The 20,213-nt window shown below is 66.6% G+C and carries 21 protein-coding genes and 1 tRNA gene; 11 read left to right on the top strand and 11 right to left on the bottom strand.

Features of this window, described 5'->3' with window-relative positions; translation table 11 throughout:
* Positions 1-17 precede the first annotated feature (17 nt).
* The gene (locus tag BPET_RS17865; protein WP_012250416.1) at positions 18-1,175 is read left to right on the top strand and encodes an iron-containing alcohol dehydrogenase; all 1,158 of its coding nucleotides are present in this window, start codon (positions 18-20) and stop codon (positions 1,173-1,175) included.
* A 3-nt stretch (positions 1,176-1,178) separates the two neighbouring features.
* Positions 1,179-2,252, top strand: a complete 1,074-nt coding sequence (locus BPET_RS17860) for a permease (protein WP_012250415.1) — start codon at positions 1,179-1,181, stop codon at positions 2,250-2,252.
* 234 nt (positions 2,253-2,486) lie between these two features.
* Here BPET_RS17860 and BPET_RS17855 read toward each other — a convergent pair whose 3' ends face one another.
* The 3 genes from BPET_RS17855 to BPET_RS17845 all read right to left on the bottom strand — a co-directional run bounded on the left by BPET_RS17855 (position 2,487) and on the right by BPET_RS17845 (position 3,335).
* A complete protein-coding gene (locus tag BPET_RS17855) occupies positions 2,487-2,882 on the bottom strand; it encodes a type II toxin-antitoxin system death-on-curing family toxin (RefSeq protein ID WP_050978257.1) in 396 nt (131 codons plus the stop codon).
* Entirely contained in the window at positions 2,883-3,053 is a 171-nt protein-coding gene (locus BPET_RS26940; RefSeq protein ID WP_158310087.1) for a hypothetical protein, read from the bottom strand.
* A gap of 205 nt (positions 3,054-3,258) precedes the next feature.
* Positions 3,259-3,335, bottom strand: a tRNA-Pro gene (locus BPET_RS17845).
* 176 nt (positions 3,336-3,511) lie between these two features.
* Here BPET_RS17845 and BPET_RS17840 point away from each other — a divergent pair.
* Positions 3,512-4,003, top strand: coding sequence for an MgtC/SapB family protein (locus BPET_RS17840; protein WP_012250413.1), 492 nt, complete (start codon positions 3,512-3,514; stop codon positions 4,001-4,003).
* Between the two features lie 44 nt (positions 4,004-4,047).
* Here BPET_RS17840 and BPET_RS17835 read toward each other — a convergent pair whose 3' ends face one another.
* The gene (locus BPET_RS17835; RefSeq protein ID WP_012250412.1) at positions 4,048-4,431 is read right to left on the bottom strand and encodes an RNA-binding S4 domain-containing protein; all 384 of its coding nucleotides are present in this window, start codon (positions 4,429-4,431) and stop codon (positions 4,048-4,050) included.
* 26 nt (positions 4,432-4,457) lie between these two features.
* Positions 4,458-5,117: a glutathione S-transferase family protein gene (locus tag BPET_RS17830; protein WP_041863058.1), complete on the bottom strand. Its 660-nt coding sequence runs from the start codon at positions 5,115-5,117 to the stop codon at positions 4,458-4,460.
* A gap of 293 nt (positions 5,118-5,410) precedes the next feature.
* Here BPET_RS17830 and BPET_RS17825 point away from each other — a divergent pair, with 293 nt between their 5' ends.
* The 6 genes from BPET_RS17825 to BPET_RS17800 all read left to right on the top strand — a co-directional run bounded on the left by BPET_RS17825 (position 5,411) and on the right by BPET_RS17800 (position 11,798).
* On the top strand, positions 5,411-6,643 hold the full coding sequence (locus BPET_RS17825; protein ID WP_012250410.1) for a 3-methyl-2-oxobutanoate dehydrogenase (2-methylpropanoyl-transferring) subunit alpha: 1,233 nt from the start codon (positions 5,411-5,413) through the stop codon (positions 6,641-6,643).
* Positions 6,644-6,645: 2 nt separating this feature from the next.
* Positions 6,646-7,689 (top strand): alpha-ketoacid dehydrogenase subunit beta, encoded by a 1,044-nt coding sequence (locus tag BPET_RS17820; RefSeq protein ID WP_012250409.1) that lies wholly within the window; start codon positions 6,646-6,648, stop codon positions 7,687-7,689.
* A 1-nt stretch (position 7,690) separates the two neighbouring features.
* Positions 7,691-9,061: a dihydrolipoamide acetyltransferase family protein gene (locus BPET_RS17815; RefSeq protein WP_012250408.1), complete on the top strand. Its 1,371-nt coding sequence runs from the start codon at positions 7,691-7,693 to the stop codon at positions 9,059-9,061.
* Positions 9,058-10,455, top strand: coding sequence for a dihydrolipoyl dehydrogenase (gene lpdA, locus BPET_RS17810; RefSeq protein ID WP_012250407.1), 1,398 nt, complete (start codon positions 9,058-9,060; stop codon positions 10,453-10,455). The genes BPET_RS17815 and lpdA overlap by 4 nt, the downstream gene beginning before the upstream one ends.
* A 243-nt stretch (positions 10,456-10,698) precedes the next feature.
* Positions 10,699-11,121, top strand: coding sequence for an isochorismatase family protein (locus BPET_RS17805; protein ID WP_012250406.1), 423 nt, complete (start codon positions 10,699-10,701; stop codon positions 11,119-11,121).
* 38 nt (positions 11,122-11,159) lie between these two features.
* A complete protein-coding gene (locus BPET_RS17800; protein ID WP_012250405.1) occupies positions 11,160-11,798 on the top strand; it encodes a VOC family protein in 639 nt (212 codons plus the stop codon).
* Between the two features lie 22 nt (positions 11,799-11,820).
* Here the strand turns inward: BPET_RS17800 and BPET_RS17795 are convergent, their stop codons facing one another.
* The 3 genes from BPET_RS17795 to BPET_RS17790 are packed head-to-tail and all read right to left on the bottom strand — an operon-like array spanning position 11,821 to position 14,229.
* The gene (locus tag BPET_RS17795; protein ID WP_012250404.1) at positions 11,821-12,837 is read right to left on the bottom strand and encodes a Bug family tripartite tricarboxylate transporter substrate binding protein; all 1,017 of its coding nucleotides are present in this window, start codon (positions 12,835-12,837) and stop codon (positions 11,821-11,823) included.
* 49 nt (positions 12,838-12,886) lie between these two features.
* Positions 12,887-13,036, bottom strand: coding sequence for a hypothetical protein (locus BPET_RS26935; protein WP_158310086.1), 150 nt, complete (start codon positions 13,034-13,036; stop codon positions 12,887-12,889).
* Complete coding sequence (locus BPET_RS17790) at positions 13,033-14,229, bottom strand: CaiB/BaiF CoA transferase family protein (protein WP_012250403.1); 1,197 nt, start codon at positions 14,227-14,229, stop codon at positions 13,033-13,035. Before BPET_RS17790 ends, BPET_RS26935 begins: the two co-directional genes overlap by 4 nt.
* Before the next feature lie 181 nt (positions 14,230-14,410).
* Here BPET_RS17790 and prpR point away from each other — a divergent pair, with 181 nt between their 5' ends.
* Complete coding sequence (gene prpR, locus BPET_RS17785) at positions 14,411-16,333, top strand: propionate catabolism operon regulatory protein PrpR (protein WP_012250402.1); 1,923 nt, start codon at positions 14,411-14,413, stop codon at positions 16,331-16,333.
* Positions 16,334-16,364: 31 nt separating this feature from the next.
* Here prpR and BPET_RS17780 read toward each other — a convergent pair whose 3' ends face one another.
* From BPET_RS17780 to BPET_RS17770, 3 genes are all read right to left on the bottom strand, one after another.
* Positions 16,365-17,624 carry an MFS transporter gene (locus BPET_RS17780; protein ID WP_012250401.1) on the bottom strand — a complete coding sequence of 420 codons (1,260 nt, stop codon included), beginning with the start codon at positions 17,622-17,624 and terminating at the stop codon, positions 16,365-16,367.
* Between the two features lie 168 nt (positions 17,625-17,792).
* The gene (locus BPET_RS17775) at positions 17,793-18,323 is read right to left on the bottom strand and encodes an SRPBCC family protein (protein ID WP_012250400.1); all 531 of its coding nucleotides are present in this window, start codon (positions 18,321-18,323) and stop codon (positions 17,793-17,795) included.
* Positions 18,320-18,655, bottom strand: a complete 336-nt coding sequence (locus BPET_RS17770; RefSeq protein WP_041863055.1) for an ArsR/SmtB family transcription factor — start codon at positions 18,653-18,655, stop codon at positions 18,320-18,322. Before BPET_RS17770 ends, BPET_RS17775 begins: the two co-directional genes overlap by 4 nt.
* 199 nt (positions 18,656-18,854) lie before the next feature.
* Between BPET_RS17770 and BPET_RS17765 the strand changes: the two genes are divergently transcribed.
* Positions 18,855-20,213, top strand: a complete 1,359-nt coding sequence (locus tag BPET_RS17765) for an MmgE/PrpD family protein (protein WP_012250398.1) — start codon at positions 18,855-18,857, stop codon at positions 20,211-20,213.

Genomic DNA, 20,213 nt, shown 5'->3' with positions numbered 1-20,213 from the left:
AGCCCAAGGAGACAAACATGACGAACTTCCAGTTCACGACCGTCCCGACCCTTACCGTGGAATTCGGCGCAGCCCGCCGGTTGGGCGGTCTGCTGCGCGAGCGCTATGCCGCCACCCGGCTCTGTCTGGTGACCGATGCGTTTCTGCACGCCAGCGGGTTGCTGGCTCCGGCGCTGGCCGACCTGCAGGCGCACGGATGGCAGGTCACGGTTATCGACGACGTCGTGGCCGACCCGCCCGACCACGTCGTGCTCAAAGCCGCGCAACGCGCGCGCGATTGCCGTGCCGAGGTAGTGCTGGGCCTGGGCGGCGGGTCGTCAATGGACGTGGCCAAGCTGCTGGCCGTGCTGTGCGGGTCGGGCCAGCCGCTGGCCGACATGTATGGCATCGGCAAGGTCCAGGGCCCCCGGCTGCCGCTGGTGTTGATGCCTACCACGGCGGGCACTGGCTCCGAGGTCACGGCCATCTCCATTGTGACCACGGGTGAAACCACCAAGAGCGGGGTCGTGTCCCCGTTCCTGATGGCCGACCTGGCCATCCTGGATGCCGAGCTGACCCTGGGCCTGCCGCCCGCGGCCACCGCCGCCACCGGCATTGATGCCATGGTGCACGCCATCGAGGCCTATACATCGGCGCGCCTGAAGAACCCAATTTCCGACATGCTGGCTCGGCAGGCCCTGGCGCTATTGTCGGCCAACCAGTTGCGCGCCTGCCGCGACGGCGGCGACCGCGCGGCCCGCGAAGCAATGCTGCTGGGCGCCACGCTGGCCGGGCAGGCGTTTTCCAACGCGCCGGTGGCGGCCGTACATGCACTGGCTTATCCGTTGGGCGGCCATTTCCATGTGCCGCACGGACTATCCAATGCGCTGGTGCTGGTACACGTGTTGCGCTTTAACCGGCAAGCGGCTCTGCCGCTGTATGCCGAACTGGCCGCCGTGCTGCCGGGTGAAGGCTGTCCCGCCGAGCCGGCCGAGGCGGCGGATTATTTCATCGAACGCATGGAGACCCTGGTGCGCGAAACCGGCATCCCGCGCACGCTGCGCGAAGTCGGCGTGGCCGAGCGCGATCTGCCCATGCTGGCGGCCGACGCCATGCTGCAACAGCGGTTGCTGGTGAACAACCCGCGCCCGCTCGCCGAGGCCGACGCCCTGGCGATTTACCAGGCGGCGTTCTAGGCCATGACCAGCAGCTTCAAGTCGCGTCATCGCGCCTCGCCGGCGCTGGCCATCGCCGTGTTCGTGGCGGTGGCTGCTATCGGTCTGTACTACGTGAAATGGTCGCCTTATTATCATCGCGCCTTCACGGCGGCCGATACGCACTCTATTGGTTCATCCATCCTGATGGGGGCCGAGGCCCAGCCGCCTGCCGCCACCCTGGACGCCGCGCTGGGTTATGCCCTGGCCTACGGCAAGGCGATCTGGCAGGCCATGGTGCTTGGCCTGCTGCTGGGTTCGGCCGTGCAGGCGCTGCTGCCGCGCCGCTGGATTATTCGTGCGCTGGGCGGCACGGGCCTGGGCAGCGTGGTGGCGGGCGGCCTGCTGTCGGTACCCGGCATGATGTGCACCTGCTGCGCCGCGCCGGTGGTCGCCGGGTTGCGCAAATGCCAGGCGGCGCCCGGCAGCGCCGTGGCCTTCTGGCTGGGCAACACCATGCTCAACCCCGCCACGCTGGTTTTCATGGGCTTTGTGTTGGGCTGGAACTGGGTGGGCCTGCGCCTGGCGCTGGGCATTGTGCTGGTGTTCGGCGTGGGCTGGCTGCTGAACCGCATGAGCCATGGCCACGAGCGCGCGCTCGACGCCGGCCCGCTGGCCGCGCTGCAAGGGCAGGGCGATGCCGCCGACGAGCCGAATCCGTTCAAGCGCTGGGCTACCCTGTTCGCGCGCATGACACTGCGGCTGGTGCCCGAGTACATCGTGCTGGTGCTGCTGCTGGGCGCCGCCCGTGCCTGGCTGTTTCCCCAGATCGGGCCGGGCGTGGACAACCATGTCTTGTGGATATTGGGGCTGGCCGTTGCCGGCATGCTGTTCGTCATTCCGACGGCGGGCGAAGTGCCGATCGTGCAGGCCATGCTGGCGCTGGGCATGGCCGCGGGCCCGGCGGCCGCATTGCTCATGACGCTGCCGCCGGTCAGCCTGCCTTCGCTGGCGATGGTGGCCAAGTCGTTCCGGGCACGGGAACTGGCGGTGCTGGTGCTGGCGGTGATCGTCGCAGGGCTGGCGGCGGGAGGAATCGCGGTGGGGCTGGGGTTCTAGCTCAGGGCGCGTCCCACCTAGCTGACGAATAGTGTCCAACCTAGCCACCCACCCTGTCAAAAGAGATGAATGGCTAAGCCGCATAGCGTATGAGCTAGGTCAGCATTCGGCGCTACTCGGCGCCTAGCGAGCTTATCTTTCGTCTTGCTCGCGGCATCCAACGCCGACCCCACGAGCACCTCTCCGACATTGAAGTAACCTACTGCCTCAAATGCACTGAATCAGCCAGTTTATTTAGTTGACGGCATTACCCACGATTGGTTTTCCGTGGTCGATCCACACTGCGCACAGAAAATCTGCTACATCTTCGCCTGACAGGTTGCCTGCGGCAAGATGCACCATGACTTCTTCCAATTCTGGCAATCGCGGTACCTCAATGCCCTGCCCATACAGATAGGTGAGCGCGGTTCTCTTGTTCGCATCATTAAAGACGTGCCCTCGGGCTATTGCCTCGGCATATAGGCCGGCAATTCCAAACACGTCATTTAACTCAGCGTATCGCGCGTGCATCTCGACGCGAAATAACGCAGCCTCTACCGCGCCGGCACCACCGCCAGCCAGACCGGGCAAGCCGCCTAGCTCGGCGATGATTTCGTCATGTACAGCGATGACGAATTGGGGGTCAAGCAATTAGCGATCCCTAAGAGCTACAAGTACATCACGGTGAGCCTTAATCACCGCCTTGGCATCGGTAACCACACGCTGCTTAGTTGTCGTCGCAGGTACCGGCTGGATCTTTGCGCGCTCAGTCAGTTTGTAGCCGTACAGCTTCCCACCTTGAGACACTTTCATTTGAGCCATGTGAATCTCCGCCCGTTCGTACGGGTACTTCATAAACTATACAACGACGGCCGCGCGTTGTTGCTCCAACTTCGCTGGTAACGTCATTGCAGATTAGTTACCCCTGGGGGGGGCGGGTCACGATCCGTTTACCCCTTTGTTTACCCCTGAAGAGGTTCGGGCATTTATTGTTAGTGGCTGCTATCGCGAAAACTATTGATTTTCTTGGTCGGGGCGGCGGGATTCGAACTCGCGACCCTCTGCTCCCAAAGCAGATGCGCTACCAGGCTGCGCTACGCCCCGACGTGCTGCTATGACTAGCAGCGGGGAGGCATTGTACCTTAGCGGCGGCCGGCCCTGGCGGACCCCGGCCAGGGCATGCAAGCGCATGTTGCATCAAGCCGATATGATGGACGTGCGCGCCCCTGTGCCGGCTGGCGCCAGGGGAACGCTTGTTCCGCCTACCAGGAGATGTCGCCATGACGATCTGGCAAGAAATCTGGGCCACCATCTATAGCGAATTCAGCGATATCCCGGATGCAGGCGAAGCAACCCGCATCGTGCTGCGGCTGGGCATGGCCTTCGTGCTGGGCGGCTTGCTGGGCTACGAGCGCGAACGCAGCGGCAAGGCCGCGGGCTTGCGCACCCATATCCTGGTGGCCTTGGGCGCGGCGCTGTTCGTGCTGGTGCCGCTGCAGGGCGGCATGCAGGTCGGCGACCTGAGCCGCGTGCTGCAGGGAGTGATCGCCGGCATCGGTTTCCTGGGCGCGGGCGCCATCATCAAGCTCAGCGGCGAAGGCGTGATTCGCGGCCTGACCACTTCGGCCAGCATCTGGATGACCGCCGCCATCGGTGTGGCGGCGGGCATGGGCCGCGAGGCCACGGCCGTGGTCAGCACCTTGATCGCCCTGTTCGTGCTGGCCGTGTTGCGGCGGGTGGAAAAGCGCATCGACGGCAAGTCTGCCGATTGACGCGCGAACCTGCCGCCGCCAAGGGCGTGCGGGACGCTACGCCGCTATTTGCCGCGTATCTGCCCGATCAGCCGGCGATCGCGCTTGGTGGGCCGGCCGGCGGTAATGGACTGGGCCGGTTCGGGCGCGAGGCGGCGCATTTCCGCGGCGCGTTCGCGCGCGGCCAGGCTTTCCGGGGTTTCTTCGTAGAGCTGGCGCGCCACCGGCGCCGGGCCGCGCACCGCGCTGAGGGCCTGCACGTTGACCTGCATGGCGGGATCTTCCTTGCGCACCGTGATGCGGTCGCCTACCGCGATATCGCGCGCCGGCTTGGCGGGCTGGTCATTGACCATCACCCGTCCTTTGCCGATTTCTTGCGCGGCCAGGCTGCGGGTCTTGTAGAAGCGCGCCGCCCACAGCCATTTATCGAGTCGCATCCTGTCTGCCATAGCGCGCCATTTTAGCGGCAGGCGCTTCAGTCGCGGTCGGGCGCGCCCAGCGGGAAGAACGGGCGGTACGGCCGGGCCTCGTCCACCGCCCGCGCGAACGACGGGCGCCGCAGCAGGCGGCGGCGATAGGCGATGACGTTGGTATGGGCCGGGCCGATGGGGTGGGTCCAGTCGGCGTAGAACAGGAAGGGCGCGGCGGCGCAATCGGCCAGGGTGAACTCCGCGCCCGCGGCCCACTGGCGACCCTGCAGCCGCTGTTCCAGCCACGCGTATGCGGTCTCCAGCATCTGGCGCGCTTGCTGCACGCCGTACGGATCGCGCTCGTCGGCCGCACGCAGGGCGTCGAACACCACCTTTTGCTGGGGCGTGGAGACGTAGTTGTCGAAAAACCGGTCCAGCATGCGCACTTCCAGCGCGGCGCGGGGGTCTTCGGGAATGAGCCGCACCGGCCCGGGATAGTGCAGGCCCAGGTATTCGATGATGCAGCTGGATTCCATGATGGTCTGGTCGCCGTCGACCAGGACTGGAAAGCGCTTCATGGGCCACAGCCGCGCCAGCTGCCGCATGGCGGGGCTGTCGGGGCCTTCCAGCATCTGCGGTTCGAAGGCAATGCCGTTTTCATAGAAGGCGATCAGGGCCTTCTGGCAGTACGACGAAAAAGGGTGGAAATACAGTTGCAAGGCCATGGCTTGGGGCTCCTGGGACAGGCAGCGGGGAATTCCGCCTGCTGACGACGAACGGGCGGGGCCGAAATCGACATAAGGCGCCCGGCCACGGGCCATTTCATCCTGGGCAGCGGCCCACCGGGGGCGGATGCGCGGCCCCGCCGGCAGGGCAGGCCTTATGCTAATCTGTTCTCACCCGGACGCATGCAATTACCCCGCCTGCGATCCGGCAGCGGCCGACTGCGCGGTTACCTCCAGCACCAGGCCTTTGCAAAGCAAGAACGCATGACACGATCAAGCGTGGAGACATCATCATGAGCCAATATGGCCCACTGAAATTGCACGTCCCCGAGCCTACCGGGCGCCCGGGTTGCAAGACCGACTTCTCTTATCTGCATCTCTCGCCGGCCGGCGAAATTCCCAAACCCCCCATAGATGTGTCCGCGGTCGATACCGGCCAGATGGCGTATCAACTGGTGCGCGTCATCGACGACGATGGCCGGGCGGTGGGGCCCTGGGCGCCGCAGCTCGATGCCGACACCTTGCGGGCCGGCATGCGCGCCATGCTGAAAACGCGCATTTTCGACGCCCGCATGCTTACGGCGCAGCGGCAGAAAAAAATTTCGTTCTACATGCAGAGCCTGGGCGAAGAGGCCATTGGCTCGGCCCATGCGCTGGCGCTCGAGCCGGGCGACATGTGCTTTCCCACCTACCGGCAGCAAAGCATCCTGCTGACCCGCGACGTATCGCTGGTCGAGATGATGTGCCAGCTGATGTCCAACGAGCGCGATCCGCTCAAGGGGCGCCAGCTGCCTGTCATGTATTCCAAGCGCGAGGCGGGCTTCTTCAGCATCTCGGGCAACCTGGCCACCCAGTTCATCCAGGCGGTGGGCTGGGGCATGGCCTCGGCCATCAAGGGCGACACGCGCATCGCATCGGCCTGGATCGGCGATGGCGCCACGGCCGAGGCCGATTTCCACACCGCGCTGACGTTCGCGCATGTGTACCGCGCGCCGGTGATCCTGAACGTGGTCAACAACCAGTGGGCCATCTCGACATTCCAGGCCATTGCCGGAGGCGAGGGCGCGACTTTCGCGGGGCGCGGCGTGGGCTGCGGGATCGCGTCGCTGCGCGTGGACGGCAACGATTTCCTGGCGGTCTACGCAGCTTCGCAGTGGGCCGCCGAGCGCGCGCGCCGCAATCTGGGCCCCACGCTGATCGAATGGGTCACGTATCGCGCCGGGCCGCACTCCACTTCGGACGACCCTTCCAAGTACCGCCCCGGCGACGACTGGAGCCATTTCCCGCTGGGCGATCCGATCGCGCGCTTCAAACGGCACCTGATCGGGCTGGGCGTCTGGTCCGACCGCCAGCACGACGAGCTGAAGTCCGAGCTGGAAGCCGAAATCCTGGCCGCGCAGAAAGAGGCCGAAAGCTACGGCACGCTGGTCGACGGCCACGTGCCCAGCGCCGCCAGCATCTTCGAAGACGTATACAAAGACATGCCGGAACACCTGCGCCGGCAGCGCCAAGAGCTAGGGGTCTGATCATGGCTGACGAGAAGAATATGGGTCCGGCGACCACGTCGATGACCATGATCCAGGCATTGCGTTCGGCCATGGATGTCATGCTGGAACGCGACAGCAATGTGGTGGTGTTCGGCCAGGACGTGGGCTATTTTGGCGGGGTATTCCGCTGCACCGAGGGCCTGCAGGCCAAGTACGGCACGTCGCGCGTTTTCGATTCGCCGATTTCCGAAGGCGGCATCGTGGGCGTGGCGGTGGGCATGGGCGCATATGGCCTGCGGCCAGTCTGCGAGATTCAGTTCGCTGATTATTTCTATCCCGCGTCCGACCAGATCGTGTCGGAAGCCGCGCGCCTGCGCTACCGGTCGGCGGGCGAGTTCATCGCCCCGATGACCATTCGCATGCCCTGCGGGGGCGGCATCTACGGCGGACAGACGCACAGCCAGAGTCCCGAGGCGATGTTCACGCAGGTGTGCGGCCTGCGCACCGTGCTGCCATCCAACCCTTACGATGCCAAGGGCCTGCTGATTGCCGCCATCGAAAGCGATGACCCGGTGATCTTCCTGGAGCCCAAGCGCCTGTACAACGGTCCCTTCGACGGCCACCACGACCGGCCCGTCACCCCCTGGAGCAAGCATCCGGGCAGCCAGGTGCCCACCGGCTACTACACCGTGCCGCTCGAGTCCGCGGCCATCGTGCGGCCCGGCGACGCCCTGACCGTGCTGACTTACGGCACCACGGTGCACGTGTCGTTGGCCGCCGCCCAGGAAACCGGCCTGGATGCCGAGGTCATCGACCTGCGCAGCCTGTGGCCGCTCGATCTGGAAACCATCGTCAACTCGGTGCGCAAGACCGGACGCTGCGTGGTGGTGCACGAAGCCACCCGTACCTGCGGTTTCGGTGCCGAGCTGGTGTCGCTGGTGCAGGAACATTGCTTCCACCACCTGGAAGCGCCCATTGAACGCGTCACGGGCTGGGACACTCCCTACCCGCACGCGCAGGAATGGGCGTACTTCCCTGGACCGGCCCGCGTGGGCGCGGCGTTCCAACGCGTGATGGAGGCATGACATGGGAATCCACATCATCAAGATGCCCGACATCGGTGAAGGCATTGCCGAAGTGGAGCTGGTGGGCTGGCATGTGAACGTGGGCGACACGGTGGCCGAAGACCAGCCGCTGGCCGACGTCATGACTGACAAGGCCACCGTCGAGATTCCCTCGCCGGTGGTGGGCAAGGTCGTGGCGCTGGGCGGCAGCGTAGGCGACGTCATGGCCGTGGGCAGCGAGCTTATCCGCCTGGAGGTCGAGGGCGCGGGCAATGCCAAGGCCGACGCCGCACCGACCCCCACCGGCCAGGAAGCGGCAGCGCCGGCTGACGACGGTGTCGGCGTTGCGGCAGCGCCGGCGCCTGAGGCGGGCGGCATCGCGGGCCAGATCGCCAGGGACGTGGCCAGCGGTGCGGCTTCCGCGCCGGGCGCCGCTCAGGCGCCAGCCGTTGCGCCGTCCCGCCCGCAGGCCGATGCGCGGCCCGCGCCCGCGGGGCCGGCGCGCCAACCTGGCGAACGTCCGCTGGCCTCGCCGGCCGTGCGCAAACGCGCCTGGGACATGGGCATCGAACTGCGTTTCGTGCATGGCAGCGGCCCGGCCGGCCGCATCCTGCATGAAGACCTCGATGCTTATCTGCAAGGGCAGGGCGCGGCCATGCCGTCCGCGCAGGGCGGATACCGCGAGCGCCACGACGAGCAGCAAGTGCCGGTGGTCGGCCTGCGCCGCAAGATCGCGCGGAAGATGCAGGAGTCCAAGCGGCGCATTCCGCATTTCAGCTATGTCGAGGAAGTCGACGTTACCGAACTGGAAGCGTTGCGCGCGCAGCTCAACCGCAAGTACGGCGAAGCGCGCGGCAAGCTGACGCTGCTGCCGCTGCTGGCGCGCGCCATGGTGATCGCCTTGCGCGATTTTCCGCAGATCAACGCCCGCTACGATGATGAAGCCGGGGTGGTCACCCGCTACGGCGCGGTGCACCTGGGCGTGGCCACGCAAACCGACAACGGCCTGATCGTGCCGGTGTTGCGCCATGCCGAGGCGCGCGATATCTGGGCGCTGGGCGCGGAAATCGCGCGCCTGGCGCAGGCGGTGCGCAGCGGCAAGGCCGAACGCGACGCCTTGTCCGGCTCGACCATCACGCTGACCAGCCTGGGCGCGTTGGGCGGTATTGTCAGCACGCCCGTCATCAACCATCCCGAAGTGGGCATCGTGGGCGTGAACCGCATCGTCGAACGGCCGGCGATCTACCAGGGCGCAATGGTGGCCCGCAAACTGATGAACCTGTCCTCGTCGTTCGACCATCGCGTCGTCGACGGCATGGACGCCGCGCAATTCATCCAGGCGGTGCGCGCGCTGCTGGAACAGCCCGCGCTGCTTTTCGTGGAGGCGCCATGAGCGAGACCCGTACCACAACCTTGCTGGTGATCGGCGGCGGGCCCGGCGGCTACGTGGCCGCCATCCGGGCCGGCCAGCTGGGCGTATCCACCATCGTGGTGGAAGGGCAGCAGCCTGGCGGCACCTGCCTGAACATCGGCTGCATTCCGTCCAAGGCGCTGATTCACGCCGCGCAGGAATACGAGCGCGCCCGCGAATACGCCGGCGCCTCGCCCCTGGGCATCTCGGTGCAGGCGCCCGCCATAGACATCGGCAAGACGGTCGCCTGGAAAGACGGCATCGTTGCCCGGCTCACCGGCGGGGTCGAGGCCCTGCTGAAAAAAAACGGCGTGCAACTGGTGCGCGGCTGGGCGCGCGTGCTCGATGGCAAGACCGTTGAAGTCGATACCGGGCAGGGCAGCCAGCGCATTCAGTGCGAGCACTTGCTGCTGGCGGCAGGGTCCGAGCCGATGCCGCTGCCGTCGATGCCGTTCGCCGGCCGGGTCATATCTTCCACCGAGGCCTTGTCGCCCGCGTCGATTCCGGGCCGCCTGGTGGTCGTGGGCGGCGGCTATATCGGCCTGGAATTGGGCACGGTGTACCGTAAGCTGGGCGCCGAGGTAACGGTGGTTGAAGCGCAGGAGCGCATCCTGCCCACCTACGATGCCGAGCTCACCAAGCCGGTGGCAGCGGCGCTGGCGCGCATGGGCGTGCAGTTGTGCCTGGGGCGCAAGGTGCTGGGCATGAACGCGGCTGGCGACGCCGTGCGCGTGCAGGACGCGTCCGGCGCCGAAACCGCGCTGCCGGCGGACCAGGTCTTGCTGGCGATTGGCCGGCGGCCGCGCACCCAGGGCTGGGGCCTGGAAAACCTGCAGCTTGACCGCGCCGGCAATGCCCTGCGCATCGATGACCAGTGCCGCACCTCGATGCGCAACGTATGGGCCATTGGCGATATCGCCGGCGAACCCATGCTGGCTCATCGGGCCATGGCGCAGGGCGAGATGGTGGCCGAACTGGTGGCTGGCCAGCGGCGGCGCTTTGCGCCGGCGGCGATTCCCGCGGTGTGCTTTACCGACCCGGAAATCGTCACCGCCGGACTGGCGCCCCAGCAGGCCCAGGCCGCGGGCCTGGATTGCGTGACGGCGGCGTTTCCCTTCGCCGCCAATGGCCGGGCCATGACGCTGGAGTCCACCGACGGTTTCGTTCGCGTGGTGGCGCGCCGCGACAACCATCTCGTGGTGGGGTGGCAGGCAGTGGGGCGCGGCGTGTCGGAACTGGCGGCGGCGTTTTCGCAATCGTTGGAAATGGGGGCGCGCCTGGAAGACGTGGGCGGCACCATTCACGCCCATCCCACATTGGGCGAAGCCGTACAGGAAGCCGCCTTGCGCGCGCTGGGGCACGCCCTGCATATCTAGGCCGTGCGAGCCTGGCGCCAGGCCTTGGAGCAGGCTGGCGCCAGGCGTCGGCTTGTGCGTCCGGCGCGGCTGTCGGTAGACTGGTTGCTTTCGCCTGGAGGCCGCCATGTCGAGCGCACTGCTGGTCGTCGATGTGCAGGAAGCCCTGTTCCGCCCGCAACCCCGGCCCGCCGATGCCGACGCCACGGTGGCCCGCATTAACGCGCTGGCGGCGCGGGCCCGCCGCGAAAAGGCGCGGCGGTCGTGTACATTCGCCATGGCGCCGAGGGCGGCGAACTGGCCCGTGGCACACAGGGTTGGCACTTGTATAGCGGGCTGCAGCAGCATGATGGCGATCATGTCGTAGACAAGACCACGCCCGATTCTTTTTTGCGCACCGGCCTGGGGGGCTTGCTGCGGCAATTGCAGGTATCGCGCGTCGTGGTGTGCGGGTATGCCACGGAATTCTGCGTGGACACTACCGTGCGACAGGCCGCGGCGCGCGGCTATGAGGTCGTGCTGGCGGCCGATGCGCACACCACCCATGACAAGCCGCACGCCGATGCCGCGGCCATTCGCACGCACCACAACATGACCCTGCCCGCGATCTCCAGTTTCGGCCCGCGCATCGCCGCCATTGCGTCGGACCACATCGCTTTCGGCGCGGCGCCCGCCGGGGCGGGGTAGACTGGCCGCTTTCGTCACGCACTCTTGCCGGAGCCCGCATGCAAGCCTTGCTGGATCACATTGCCGTGACGGCGCCTAGCCTGGCCATTGGCGCCGATTTCATCGAACACGCGCTCGGCGTGCGGCCCCAACCGGGGGGCGCGCATCCGCGCATGGGCACGCACAATCTGCTGCTGCGCCTGGGCGAGTCCGTCTACCTGGAAGTAATTGCCTGCGATCCTGCCGCACCGGCGCCGCAACGACCGCGCTGGTTCGAACTGGATCGGCTGGCCCCGGACGCGCCACCGCGCCTGGCGACCTGGGTGGCGCGCACCGACGACATCGCCGCCGCGGTCCAGGCCTGCGCCGCCGCCGGGCAGATCGAACCCATGACCCGCGGCGAGCTGTCGTGGCGCATCACCATTCCTGCCGACGGCAGCCTGCCGGCCGCGGGCGCCGCGCCGACGCTGATTCAATGGGACGCGCTGCCGCATCCTGCAACGAAGCTGGATGACCTGGGCTGCCATCTGGAGGCGCTGCAGGTGTTTCACCCAGACCCGCAAGGCATTCGGGCGACGTTGGATGCCATTGCGTTTGCCGGGCCGGTCGAGGTTCGTGCCTTGCCGGCCGGCGCCGCGCCACGCCTGCAGGCGCGCATACGCACGCCGCGGGGGCTGCGCATGCTGCCGGCAGGCTGACCCCCGTTGGAACGCCGCGCCGTCAATCGGCGTGGATATTCGCTTTTTTCACGATGTCTGCATACATGTCCAGGTCGTGAGCGATTTGCTGGCGGAATTCCGCCGGGGTGTTGCCGGAAGCAGTAATGCCCAGGCCGGCCAGGCGTTCTTCGATGTCGGGCGAGTGCACTACGGCACGGACTTCGCGCTGCAGCTTGGCCACGATATCGTCGGGCGTGCCGGCCGGCGCCAGAATGCCGATCCATGAATTGGCCACGAAGCCGGGCACGCCGGATTCAGACACGGTGGGCACGTCGGGCAGCGAGGCCAGGCGCGACTCGGTGCTGACGGCGATGGCCTTGATCTGCTTGCGTTGCACATACGGGTATGCCCCCGCTACCGCGGTGTACAGAACCGGCAGCGTGCCGCCCACCACATCCGCCATCGCCTGGCCGCCGCCCTTGTACGGAATGTGCATGAGCTTGGCGCCCGTGCGTTGCCGCAGCAGTTCGCCGGCCAGATGCGGCGTGCTGCCCACGCCCGCGCTGCCGTACGAGACGCCGTTGGGCTGGGTCTTCGAATAGGCGATCAGCTCTTGCAGCGTATTGGCCGGCACCGCGGGGTTGGCCACGATGATCAGCGCCGCATCGCCGATCTTGCTGACCGGCGCCAGGTCTTTCAGCGTATCGAACGGAATATTGCGATGTACGTGCGGGTTGATGACCAGCGTGCCGTCGAAGCCCACCACCAGCGTATACCCGTCCGGCTCGGCCTGGGCCGCCATGTGGGTGCCGATATTGCCCGACGCGCCCGGCTTGTTGTCGACGATGACTTGCTGCCCCAGGCGTTGGCCCAGCTTGTCGGCAACCAGTCGCGCGCCCGTATCGGTGACGCCGCCTGGCGAGAACGGCACGATCAGGCGTATGGGGCGCGAAGGGTATTGCTGCGCGGTTTCGGCGGCCTGCGCGCCGGAGCCGGCCAGCGCCAGCACGGCGCACAGCGGCGCGAGGGCCGCGCGTAGGGCGGCATGGCCGCGGCGGGAAAGGCGAGGGGTCAGCATGGGAGTCTCCTTGTTGTTGTACTGGATCGAGCCGGCGCGCAGGCCAGGCTCAGGGGGCTGCCGCCGCATCGCTGCGGCCGGCATACTGGCGGCGCAGCCATGCGCTGCTGCGTCCGCCCAGTTTTTTGCCCGGCCGCAACGCGGCGCGGGCGAACATGTTCCCGGTCATGGCGTTGTCCGGGTCCGTTGTCCGGGTCATGCGATGGCGCCGGCATCGCGCAAGGCGGCGAGCCGGTCATGGCTGTAGCCGGGCAGAGCGCCCAGTACGGCATCGGTATGTTCGCCAAGTTCGGGCGGGCTGCCGAAGCCGGCGGCTTGTGCGGTCGACAGCTTGATCGGGTTGCCCGGCATCTGGATGGTTGCGCCCGATTTCAGCGGAACATCGACCACCATGTCGCGCGCCCGCACCTGCGTGTCGGCCAGCGCCTGGCGGAAGTTGTTGACGGGGCCGCACGGAATGCGCGCGGCGGACAGTTTCTGCAACCAGTAAGCCGTGGGACGGGTACGTAATTCTGCGCTGACCAGGGTGTCGATCTCCGCCTTGGCGGCGTAGCGGCCGGGTTGCGAATCGTATTCGGGTTTGCGCAGCGCGGGCAGATCGATGCATTCCAGGAAGCGTTTCCAGAATGCGTCGCCGATACAGGCCACGATGATATGGCCGTCCTGGGTCGGATAACTGTTGTACGGAACATGTACGAAATGGCCGTTGCCGATGCCCGCCGGCACGATGCCCGACATCAGGTGCATGGTCGCCATGTAGTTCAGCAAAGAAATCTGTGCGTCCAGCATCGAAATGTCTACATGCTGGCCGCGCCCGGTGCGTTCCCGCTCGGCCAGCGCAGCCAGCACGCCCAGCGCGCCGAACAGGCCGCCGCCCAGGTCGCCGATCGGGATGCCGCTGCGGGTGGGACCTTGTTCGGGGGTGCCGGTGATCGACATGCCGCCGCCCATGGCCTGCACGACCTGGTCGAACGCGGGCCGCTGGGTGTCGGGCCCCGTGCTGCCAAAGCCGGTGACCGAGCACGTGATGATGCGTGGATTGATGGCCGCGAGCGTGTCGTAGTCGATGCCCAGGCGGCGGGTGACGCCCACGCTGAAGTTGTCGAACACGACGTCGACGCTGCGCACCAGGTCTTTGAACACCGCCAGGCCCGCCGCGCTCTTGAGGTCGATGCAGACGCTGCGCTTGTTGCGGTTGAGCGTCAGGAAATAGGCTCCCATGCCGTCGCGCGAATAGTCGGGGTCGTGCTCCAGCAGGCGGCGTGTGCCTTCGCCGCTACCGGGCGGCTCTACTTTGATGGTGCGCGCTCCCAGGTCGGCCAGCAGCATGGTGCCGTACGGCCCCGCGAGCATGTGGGTCAGGTCCAGCACGGTAATGTGTTCGAGCGCCAAGTTCAGTCTCCTCCCGGGCGTACGCGATAGCGTGGTAGCCAAACTTATGCAAGCTTCATGCCAACTTGGCGTGGATCGTAAGTTATTGAATTAAATAGAGTTTATTTTCACTTGGCTGGGGCTTGTGTTTCATGAGACATTCATGAAACAAATTAATGTTTCATTGGCACGCACGTTTCCCATGAGCTACCCCGATCCTCCCGCCCGCGCCGATCTGCCGCGCCTGTGTTTCCTGAGCTATCGCCAGATTCGTGAATTCGCCATGCCCGTGGTGGCCGAGTACACCGGCCGCGCCCACATCGAGGTGGTGGACGGCACCTTCGGCGGGGCGCTGGCTATCGCGCAAGACCGGCTCGACCGCGGGCTGGTCGATGCATTCGTCAGCGCCGGCTCCAACGCCAGCATCCTGCGCGCGGGCTTGCAGGCGCCGGTGGCCACCATACAGCTCGGCGGCTTCGACCTTCTGCAGGCCCTGATCCAGGCGCGCCGCATTGCCGACCGGGTAGGCGTGGTGATGTACGGCCGCACCATTCCGGAACTCGATGCGGTCAAAGATTTGCTGAATATCGAGATCGTGCAGCACGCTTACCAAACCCCCGACGATGCGCGGCAACGCTTCGAGCAGTTGCGCCGCGAGAACTTCCAGGTGATCGTGGGATCGAGCCTGGTCGTGGAGCTGGCGGAACAGGCGGGCCTGCATGGACTGCTTGCGTATTCGCTGGCCAGCGTGCGCAAGGGTTTCGAAGACGCCATTGAACTGGCCCGCGTGGCCCGGCTGGAAGCCGGACGCTACGAGCAGCTCAATGGCGTGCTGCATAGCCTGCAGGATGCGGTGCTGGCGGTGGACCGCGATCACCGCATTATCGCGGTGAATCCGTCCATGCAGCGGCTGCTCGACCACGACGCCGCGGCCATGGTCGGCCAGCCGCTGGACCGCCTGCGTCCCGAACTGACGCTGCGCCCCACGCTGGATACCGGCCAGCCCGAAAGCGCGGGACTGCTGCGGCTGGGCGGACGCGACTGGCTGGCCAACCGCATGCCGATCCGCGAGCGTGGCGCGGTGGTCGGCGCCGCATTGACGCTGTACGACGCAGGCCGCATTCACGAGGCCGACACCAGCTTGCGGGTGCAGCAGCGCCGCCGGCAGAACACGGCCAAGTACCAGTTTGCCGAACTGATCGGCCGAAGCCCGCCCTTCCTGCGCGCGGTGCGGACAGCGCGCCGCTACGCGCAGACCGATCTCACCGTGTTGATTGCCGGCGAAAGCGGCGTGGGCAAGGAATTGTTCGCGCAGGCCATCCATAACGAAAGCCGGCGCGCCGACAGGCCTTTTGTGGCGGTGAACTGCGCGTCGTTTCCCGAGTCGCTGCTGGAAAGCGAACTGTTCGGCTATGAAGAAGGGGCATTTACAGGCTCGCGTCGTGGCGGCAAGCGCGGATTGTTCGAGGCGGCCCATACCGGCACCTTGTTCCTGGACGAAATCGGCGATATGCCGTTGCCGCTGCAAAGCCGCCTGCTGCGCGTGCTGCAAGAGCGCGAGGTGACCCGCCTGGGCGCCACGGCGGCCATTCCGGTGGATGTGCGCATCATCGCGGCCACGCATCAGCCCTTGAGCGACATGGTCGCGCAGCGCCGCTTCCGGCAAGACCTGTACTACCGCATCAATACGCTGCGGCTGGAAGTGCCGCCGCTGCGCGAGCGGCCCGACGACATCCAGCCGCTGCTGGAAACCTTGATCGACCGTTGCCTCAGGCGCCTGGGCGCGCCCCTGCAGGCGGCCGGCCTGGTCGCGCCCTGGCTTCCGCGGCTGCGGCGCTATGCCTGGCCGGGCAATGTGCGCGAACTGGAAAACATCAGCGAGCGCATGGCGGTGTTCCTGATGCAGTATCCGCATGCCGCCGACGTCGACCATGACGCCCTGCGGCATGATTGCCCCGAGCTGTTCGAGGCGGGCGCCGCGGTGGCGGCAGACGAGGGGCGATCGCAGCGCGACCGCGCCCTGCGGGCCTTGGAAGCCTGCGGCGGCAACCGCCAGGAGGCCGCGCGCCGCCTGGGTATCAGCCGCTCGACGCTGTGGCGCTGGGCCAACGCCGCGCCGGACTGACGGCCGGCCAGCGCGCGCGGCTGCGCGTGGGCTAGTGCGCCAGGCGCGGCGGGGCCATGAGGGTGAAGCCTTGCAGCGGCAGGCGCAACGAGATCAGCGCCGCCAGCAACAAGATGGCGCCGGCGCTGCCGAAGGCCACCCAGTGGGTACCGAAAGTTTCGTAGCCCCAGCCGCCCAGCCATGAACTGATCATGGCGCCGACCTGGTGGCCCAGGTAGGCACAGCCGTACAGCACGCCGACCAGGCGCACGCCGTAGACATCGGCCAGGATGGCCGACGACATGGCGATGCTGCCCGACCAGACCACGCCGCCGATGGCCGCGGCCACGTACAGTTCCCAGTGCGTACCCACCAGCAGCAATGCAAAGAAGCCCAGGCCGCGGATCAGGTAGATGGTGGCCAGGATCTTGCGGCGCGGCAGCACGTCGGACACCCGGCCCAGCACCAGCGTGCTGAAGATCGCCACCAGCCCGATCAGGCCGATGCCCAGCGAGCTGGTGGTGGCGTCGAAACCGTGGTCCATCAGCATGGGCATGCCATGGGTGCCGAGCAGATTCATGCTGAAACCACAGGCGAACAGCCCCAGGGTGATCTTCCAGAATGGCGCCGTGCGGGTGGCTTCGCGGAACGCCAGGCTTTCGGGTTGCGCGGTTGCATGGCCGGCCGGCCTGGCGGCGATTTGTTCGGGCGTCAGGTCAGTGTGCGGCGGGGCCTGGTCGCGCATCACGAAGATGGCCATGGGCACGGTCAGCACGGTGAACACCACGGCAAAGCCCAGCAGCGTGGTCTGCCAGGTGGTGGATTCGACGGCGTAGGTCAACGCCGGCGTCATTACCGCGATGCCCGCCATGGATCCGGTGGACAGGAAGAATAGCGCCATGCCGCGCCGCCGCGTGAACCAGCGGGTGAGCACGGGCGTCAAGGCGACCGGGCTGGTGAAGGCCAGCCCCACCGACATCAGCACGCCGAAGGCCAGCAGGAAGCTGACCGGGCCGCGCGCGTTGACGGTCCAGATGATGGAACCGACCACGATGGCGGTGCCCAGCAGCAGCACGAAGCGGGTGCCGCGGCGCGCCACCAGCATGCCCGCCACCGGCATGCCCAGGCCGTAGCAGAGCATGCCGATCGCCACGATGCCCGACAGCAGGCTGCGGCTGAAGCCGAGGTCTTGCGCCATGGGCAGGAAGAAAGGCCCGACCCCCATGCGCATGCCCACTGTCAACAATGTCAGCAGGGTGGCCGCCGCCACGATGTTCCACCCGAAATACCAGCCCTTCTTTGTGCCAGCCAACTTCGTCTCCGTATTTTGTCAGGCGAGCGACAAGGATGCAGTCGCCCAAGGCGGAGATTGTCGATGATTTCGGGCCGTCGCGCTCGGTGAACGTACGGTCAGCGAACACCCTGGGCGGGCGCCAGGCCATGCGTTGAACCGGGCCCGCCAGCGGCCGGGCCGTCCGGGTCAAAGCCCGAATTGCCGGGCGTACTCGGTGTTCAGGCGTGGCCATTCGAACTTCATGGCTTCGCCGCCGACGATGCGCCCGATGGGGGCGCCGGCCAGCAGCCGCTCGAGGACGTCCAGGCAGATATGCCAGCCGGCCGCGCCCATCGCGATGAAGCCTCGGTCGATGTTGTGCCACAGCGTCAGCCGGGTGCCGCCGCCCGACGGTTCGAGCGTCCAGCGCAGGTGGTTGCCGCTCCAGTCGTATTCCAGCACGCTCGGCGCGTCGGCCCGTGTTACCTGCGTATCCGAGGTTTGCGAGGTGGGGGCGCCCACCGTCGACAGCCGGACAGGGCCGACTGCGTCCAGGCCGCGATCGACGTCGAACGGGGCCCACTCGCGCAGGCTGGCCGGGTCGGTCAGGGCTTTCCACACTTGCTCTGGCGCGTGGCGCAACTGGCGCGTGACGATGAGCGTCCATTTTCCAGCATCGTCTTTACGGACTTCAGCGCCCGCGGCGGGGCCGGGCAGGTATTGGTCGCGGTCATTCATGTTTTTTTGCCTCGTTGTGGTGGTAGGGGATTCACCTGGTCCAGGTGGCGCTCCAGCGCATCGATGTGGGCCAGCCAGAACTGCCGGAACGGAGCCAGCCAGGCGTCGATTTCTTTCAAGGGTTCCGGCTTGATGCGGTAAAGGCGGCGCTGCGCGTCGACCCGCGCCTCGACGAACCCGGCGTCTCGAAGCACCCTCAGGTGCTTGGAAACCGAGGGTTGCGAAAGCTGCAACTGTTGCTCGATGTCGCTTACCGACTGTTCGGAGGCGGCAAGCAGGCTGAGGATGGCGCGGCGGTTGGGCTCGGCGATGACGGCGAAAGCGGATTCCATGCCGTATATATACTTATTAGGGAATATGCCTGTCAAGGAATTTACGCTGCGAAATACGCTTTTTATCGTCATACAATATTATTGACAGATAGAACTCGTGGTTCGTATCATCCGCCGTACCGGGCGCCCTTTCCCGAAGACTGAAGTGCGCGCCATCACCAGCCGGCATCCAGATCGGCCTATACGGAGACAAGCAGCCATGGGCGGCACTGATACCCGCAATCTGACGCGTCAACTGGCCGACTACGTGACCAGCGCCCGCCTGGAAGACATTCCCGAAGAGGCGCGCAAAGAGGCGCGGCGGGCCCTGGTGAATTTCATGGGTTGCGCCCTGGGCGGCAGCCGCCACGACGCCATGGACATGACGCTGGCCGCGCTGGGGCCCTATGCGGGTCCGCCCACGGCGCGCGTGCTGGGCCGGCCGGAACATACGGACCCGCTGCTGGCGTCGCTGCTGAACGGCATCAGTTCGCATGTGCACGATTACGACGACACCACGCCCAGCAATTACATTCATCCCACGTCGCCGGTGGCCTCGGCGTTGTTCGCGTATGCCAGCATGCATCCTGTGCGGGGCGCGGATCTCGAACTTGCCTATGTGCTGGGATACGAAACCGTCACCCGCATTGGCAATGCCACGTATCCCGCGCATTACCAGGCGGGCTGGCATAGTACGGGTTCGATCGGCGTGTTCGGCGCGGCGGTGGCCATTGGCAAGCTGCTGGGCCTGGAGGCCGCGCAAATGGTGTGGGCCATTGGCCTGGCCGCCACGCAATCGGCCGGGCTGCGCGAGATGTTCGGTTCGATGGCCAAGTCGTTTCACCCTGGCCGTTCGGCGCAAAGCGGCTATGTCGCGGCGCTGCTGGCGCAGCGCGGCTTTACCGCGGGCGGGCACGCGCTCGAGGGGCCGCGCGGCTTCGCGGCGGTGGAAGCGGCCGACTATGACCTGGCCATGGTCAGCGAGGGCCTGGGCCGCAAATACCACTTTCACCAGAACACCTACAAGCCGTTTCCGTGCGGCATTGTCATCCATCCCACCATCGACGCCTGCATCCAGCTGCGCCGTTCGCACCAGATCGACGCCGGCCAGATTGCTGCCGTGCGCTTGCGGGTGGCGCCGCTGGTGCGCGACCTGTGCGACAAAAAACAGATCTCCACCGGGCTGGAGGGCAAGTTCTCGGTGTATCACGCGGCGTCCATCGGGTTGGTGCGCGGCAAGGCGGGGCTGGCCGAGTTCACCGATGAGGCCGTTAACGAGCCGCTGATGCGCCAGGTGCGCGAGCGCGTCGTGGCCGTGGCGGACCCGGCCATGTCGGAAGACAGTGTGCAGGTAGAGGTCGCGATGCAGGACGGCAAGACCCACAGCCTGCTGCTGGAGCATTCGCTGGGCAACCTGCAGCGGCCGCTGAGCGATGCCCAGCTCGAAGACAAATTCCGCGACCAGGCCACGATGTTGCCGGCGACGCAAGTCGAGGCCCTGATCGCGGCATGCTGGCAGCTCGAGCGCATCGATGATGTGCGCAAGCTGGTGACGTTGGCCGTTCCCAGGGCGGGATAG

It is taken from the genome of Bordetella petrii (assembly GCF_000067205.1).
GTDB classification, from domain to species: domain Bacteria; phylum Pseudomonadota; class Gammaproteobacteria; order Burkholderiales; family Burkholderiaceae_B; genus Bordetella_A; species Bordetella_A petrii.
Note: the sequence above shows the minus strand (reverse complement) of the source record. Positions and strands in the feature narration are given on the sequence as shown.